Below are 3067 nucleotides of genomic sequence, written 5' to 3'. Positions count from 1 at the left end.
TTGCGCCACGGCGGGGTGAAGATTCTGCAACCCGCGCTGGGCCGGGTCGGCGGCATCTGGGAGGCCAAGAAAATCGCCGCCATGGCCGAGGTGTTCAACGCTGAAATGGCCCCGCACCTCTATGCCGGTCCGGTGGAATGGGCCGCGAACGTGCATTTCGCCGCTTCGATCCCCAACCTCCTGATCGCCGAGACGATCGAGACCGGCGGCGCCTTCCACCAGAAGCTGATCAAGAACAGCATCAAATGGGAAGACGGCTACATCCTGCCGCCCGACGCCCCCGGCCTTGGCATCGACTTCGACGAGGATGTCGCCCGCGCCCATCCGTTCACTGGCACGGGTCTGCATCTGCAGATGCAGGAAGCGCCCTGTGACTATCGCCACGGCAACCGCTTCGAAGGCGGTGCACCAGCCGCCAAGACCTGACGGAAAAGCAGTCCGTGGCAACGCCGTTCGACGGGGCTCGATGCCCCTGAGAACGGCTTTTCTTGCAGGAAAATGGCGACCCCGGAAGGAATCGAACCCTCAACCTCGGACTTAGAAGGTCCTTGCTCTATCCAGTTGAGCTACGGGGCCGCACCGCGCCCTTTTGCGGCAGTAGCCCCGCTCACGCAAGTTCCTTTGTCATGTAGACCGAGTTCACATCTGGGCCATAACCCTCGAACGGCGGGCACTCGGTGAAGCCAGCCGTCTCGTACAGCCGGCGCGCCGGCAGGAACATCGCCTGCGATCCGGTTTCAAGGCTTAGCCGGGTAAAGCCCGCGGCGTGTGCTTCGGCCAAAAGGTGGTCCAGCATCCGGCGCGACAGGCCGCGTCCGCGCACCTCGACCAGCACATGCATCGACTTGATCTCGGCATGCCCCGCGTCGATCCGCTTGAATGCGCCCATGGCCACGGGCTGCCCTGCATCGCGCATCACGAAAAATGCCACCTCCGGCACCGCCAGCGCGTTCGCGTCCATCATGTGAATGCTTTCGGGCGGCGTGTCGGCATGCATGTCTTCGGTATGCCGTTGCATCAGAAAGCCCAGGTCAGGCCCGACCGGGCTTTCGCGCTGAATGGTGATCATCCCCGCCACCCCTACACTGATCGGCCGCGTCAATGCGTCCACGCACCCTTGCGGTCGGTGGCGAAATTCTCGCCATAGCCGCGCGGGCGCAGAATGGGTTTGCGCAGCTTTGGCTCCATCACGTCAAACGCGATGTCCCGTTCGGTCGCATAGGCTTCCGCGGCCTCGCGGCTGTCAAACATCAGGCGCACCTGGGCCTGCGTGTCGTCTGACGATGTCCAGCCCATCAGCGGGTCAACCTCGCGTGCGGTGGCTGGCGCAAACTCCAGCACCCAGCCCTTGGCCTTGGCGGTGCCCGATTGCATCGCGGTTCTGGCTGGCTGGAAGATGCGTGCGCGCATGACAGACCCTCTCGAGGTTTGCAGCTTTATTCCGAAGGATGGAGGAAAGCGCAAGCGTCAGTTGCACGATGAAGCGCAGAAAGGACTGTCGGCTGACCCTGGGGAGAGTGGGTGGGGTGTGATTGGGTCAACCGACAGCTTTAGTTGCTGCTTGCCTGTTCAGTGTGACTCAGGTGCTTGGTTAACACAACCAAAAGATGTAAACGATGGCCGAAAAATCGCTAAAATTGTATTTCTGAGCTTAACACTCCGGCAAGATTTCAGGTCTTCCGCGCCAGTTTCACGATCAGATAGGTGTTGTAGGTCAAGAAAGCCTCGATGTTGCGCTCGGTTCCGGTCAGCCGCTGCATCAGGTTTCTGCGGCGCTTGCGCGACAGGAACAGGTTGATCACCCGCATCACCAACCAGTTCACCAGCGGTTTCTTGCGCTGCAGTTCCTCCGACGTTCGGCTCAGCCCGACGCCCAGCACATTGTAAAACCCCTGCTCAAGGTCGATCGAAGGGGCCACCTCCGCAGTGACGTCCTGTTCGGAAACCACGGTGAACGGGGTCGAGAGCAAGGCCGCGCGGAACGAAGACAACCGATGCCCGCCACCCGGCTGCGGCCCGCTGTCTTCCCGGCCCAGATACGCGTCAGAGCGAAAGCAATCGGCAATCAGCACATGGCCATCGGCGGCCAGCAGCGCGCTGCATTTCGGCAGGCTGTCCATCATCGGAATGTACTGGAAGCTTTCGGAAAACAGGCACAGATCGAACGGACCCTCGCCCGCAAAGTCTTCAAAGGTGCATTGGTGCAGCGTCGCCTCAGGCGCGTTCCTGCGGCAGCATTCTGCCAGATATGCCGAAGGCACCACGATATCGACGGTATGACCCAGGGCGATCAGCTTCTTCGCCGTCTCCCCCGCGCCCCCCCCGATATCCAGAATCCGCAGCGGCCCCGGTGGCAATTCCGCAAACAGCCGCGTGGTATAAGCATCCTGCGCCGCGCGCAGATTGCCCGCCGTCACCTCAAGCCCGGTCCACAGCCCGTAATGCAGGTTTTCGGCCCCGGTCAGCCAGCGGATCAGCGCCAGCCCGGTATCCAATCCCACCGCCCGCGTGTCGATTTTCTGTGCCATTGCGTCTCCCTCTGCGCTGCCTTACCCGGTCATGCAGATATCGGCAACGGTTTCACCCCATTTGCGCGGTTGCCTGCTTGCAAAAGAACAAAAACGGACCAAATCTGACACACCTGTCACCCCGTCCATGCCAGCCCGATCGGAGGCGTCGATGCCCCACAACACCGCCAATTCGCTCGCCCCGCGCCCCGAGGTACTGACCCGGCCCAAACTGGAAGGCGGCCGCGCCTTCGTGCTGAGCACGCCGTTTCAGCCCGCTGGCGATCAACCCACCGCCATCGCCCAGCTGAAGGCCGGCATCCTTGCCGGTGACCGCGATCAGGTGCTGCTGGGGGCCACCGGCACCGGCAAGACCTTCACCATGGCCAAGCTGATCGAAGAAACCCAGCGCCCCGCAATCATCCTTGCGCCGAACAAGACCCTCGCGGCCCAACTATACAGCGAATTCAAGAACTTCTTTCCCGACAACGCCGTCGAATACTTCGTGTCCTACTACGACTATTACCAACCCGAGGCCTATGTCGCCCGCTCCGACACCT

At 61.9% G+C, this 3067-nt stretch carries 5 protein-coding genes and 1 tRNA gene; 2 read left to right on the top strand and 4 right to left on the bottom strand.

All coding sequences use genetic code 11. The features are described 5' to 3' along the window. Window positions 1-426 (top strand): enolase C-terminal domain-like protein (locus tag RMO18_RS03150; RefSeq protein ID WP_309663871.1); only part of this gene is annotated, 426 nt, incomplete at its 5' end. 73 nt (window positions 427-499) lie between these two features. Here the strand turns inward: RMO18_RS03150 and RMO18_RS03145 are convergent. The 4 genes from RMO18_RS03145 to RMO18_RS03130 form a co-directional block, all read right to left on the bottom strand. Continuing rightward, window positions 500-576: transfer RNA gene (locus RMO18_RS03145), tRNA-Arg, on the bottom strand. Window positions 577-607: 31 nt separating this feature from the next. Next, window positions 608-1069 carry a GNAT family N-acetyltransferase gene (locus RMO18_RS03140; RefSeq protein ID WP_405053993.1) on the bottom strand — a complete coding sequence of 154 codons (462 nt, stop codon included), beginning with the start codon at window positions 1067-1069 and terminating at the stop codon, window positions 608-610. A gap of 29 nt (window positions 1070-1098) precedes the next feature. Continuing rightward, window positions 1099-1410 (bottom strand): ETC complex I subunit, encoded by a 312-nt coding sequence (locus RMO18_RS03135; RefSeq protein ID WP_309663870.1) that lies wholly within the window; start codon window positions 1408-1410, stop codon window positions 1099-1101. Between the two features lie 260 nt (window positions 1411-1670). Continuing rightward, window positions 1671-2528 (bottom strand): methyltransferase domain-containing protein, encoded by an 858-nt coding sequence (locus tag RMO18_RS03130; RefSeq protein ID WP_309663869.1) that lies wholly within the window; start codon window positions 2526-2528, stop codon window positions 1671-1673. 151 nt (window positions 2529-2679) lie between these two features. Between RMO18_RS03130 and RMO18_RS03125 the strand changes: the two genes are divergently transcribed. After that, a partial coding sequence (locus tag RMO18_RS03125) for a DEAD/DEAH box helicase family protein (protein ID WP_309663868.1) occupies window positions 2680-3067 on the top strand: 388 nt, incomplete at its 3' end.

This window comes from Tabrizicola sp. (assembly GCF_031377265.1).
Taxonomy (GTDB): Bacteria; Pseudomonadota; Alphaproteobacteria; order Rhodobacterales; family Rhodobacteraceae; genus JAUYQR01.
This window is presented reverse-complemented; position numbering and strand designations above follow the sequence as displayed.

Bases quoted from the DNA above. Each gene is read 5' to 3' on its own strand.
- RMO18_RS03140 (WP_405053993.1), bottom strand. From the start codon at position 1,069: ATGATCACCATTCAGCGCGAAAGCCCGGTCGGGCCTGACCTGGGCTTT.
- RMO18_RS03135 (WP_309663870.1), bottom strand. From the start codon at position 1,410: ATGCGCGCACGCATCTTCCAGCCAGCCAGAACCGCGATGCAATCGGGC.
- RMO18_RS03130 (WP_309663869.1), bottom strand. From the start codon at position 2,528: ATGGCACAGAAAATCGACACGCGGGCGGTGGGATTGGATACCGGGCTG.